Raw genomic sequence first — 1,762 nt, forward strand, 5'->3', positions numbered from 1 at the left:
CCGGCCGCGGCACCCGGCGTCGCCGTGCCCTCGGCCAGGGCACGCAGGCCCGCCACCAGCTCGGCCCGATCCGCGCCCATCACCACCGCACGCTGCTCCAGCACCGCCCGGCCCGTCGCCAGCGTCCAGCCGATATCAGCCACGTCCAGCTCAGGCCGCTCCTCCACCCACGCCGCGAGCTGCCCGGCCTGCGCCCGCAGCGCCTCGGGAGTCTTGGCCGAGACCAGCCACGGCGTCACCGGCAGCTCGGCGCCGGAGGGCTCCGACTCCACCACCGGACCCTGCTCGATGATCACATGCGCGTTCGTGCCGCTGATCCCGAAGGACGACACCGCCGCCCGGCGCGGGCGGTCGCCGGTGTCCCACGGGCGGGCCTCGGTCAGCAGCTCCACCGCACCCGCCGACCAGTCCACATGCGGAGACGGTTCCTCGGCGTGCAGGGTCTGCGGCATGACGCCGTTGCGCAGCGCCATCACCATCTTGATCACACCGCTCACGCCGGCGGCGGCCTGGGCGTGGCCGATGTTCGACTTGATGGAGCCCAGCCACAGCGGCCGGTCCTCGGGCCGGTCCTGACCGTACGTGGCGATCAGCGCCTGGGCCTCGATCGGGTCACCCAGCACCGTTCCGGTGCCGTGCGCCTCGACCACATCGACATCCGCGCTCGACAGACCGGCGTTCGCCAGCGCCTGACGGATCACCCGCTGCTGCGAGGGACCGTTCGGCGCGGTCAGCCCGTTGCTCGCGCCGTCCTGGTTGACCGCGCTGCCCCGCACGATCGCGAGGATCTGGTGACCGTTGCGCCGGGCGTCCGAGAGCCGCTCGACCAGCAGCACACCGACACCCTCGGCCCAGCCGGCTCCATCCGCGGCGGCACCGAATGCCTTGCACCTGCCATCGGGCGCCAGACCGCGCTGCCGGGAGAACTCGATGAACATGCCGGGCGTCGACATCACCGTCACACCACCGGCCAGCGCCAGATCACACTCACCCGAGCGCAACGCCTGCGCCGCCCAGTGCAGCGCCACCAGCGACGATGAGCACGCCGTGTCCACCGTGACCGCGGGACCCTCCAGGCCCAGGGTGTACGACACCCGTCCGGACACCAGACTGCCGCCACTGGTGTTCGCAGGAGTACCCAGACCGTAGTCGTGGTACATCACACCCGCGAAGACACCCGTACGGCTGCCACGCAACCCCACCGGATCCAGGCCCGCCCGCTCGATCGCCTCCCACGAGCTCTCCAGCAGCAGCCGCTGCTGCGGATCCATCGAGAGCGCCTCACGCGGCGAGATCCCGAAGAAGCCGGGGTCGAACTCGGCGGCCTCGTACAGGAACCCGCCGTGCCTGGAGTACGAAGTGCCCCGGCTGTCCGGATCCGGGTCGTATACCTTCGTCAGGTCCCAGCCGCGGTCGGTGGGAAACTCGCCGATGGCGTCCGTGCCGGACGACACCAGGTCCCACAAACCCTCGGGCGAGGACACCCCGCCGGGGAACCGGCAGGCCATCCCCACGATCGCGATCGGCTCGTCGGCCACCGAGACATCAGCCACCACCGCCTGCGAGACCTGACCACCGGCCAGCTCCGCCGCCAGGTAATCCGCTACCGCCTGGGCGGTCGGGTAGTCAAAGACGAGGGTGGCGGGCAGTCGCAGCCCGGAGACCGCCATCAGCCGGTTGCGCAGCTCGACCGCGGTCAAGGAGTCGAAACCCAGCTCCTGGAAAGCCCGATCCGCCTGAACCGCCGTCGCCGAGGCGTGCC

General features: G+C 71.4%; 1 pseudogene. It reads right to left on the minus strand.

From position 1 onward, the window contains the following. Nucleotides 1-1,700, minus strand: a pseudogene (locus ACVCAG_RS45650) (type I polyketide synthase); the annotation flags it as partial. Nucleotides 1,701-1,762: the final 62 nt, after the last annotated feature.

The sequence above is a fragment of the Streptosporangium sp. G12 genome, assembly GCF_052983175.1.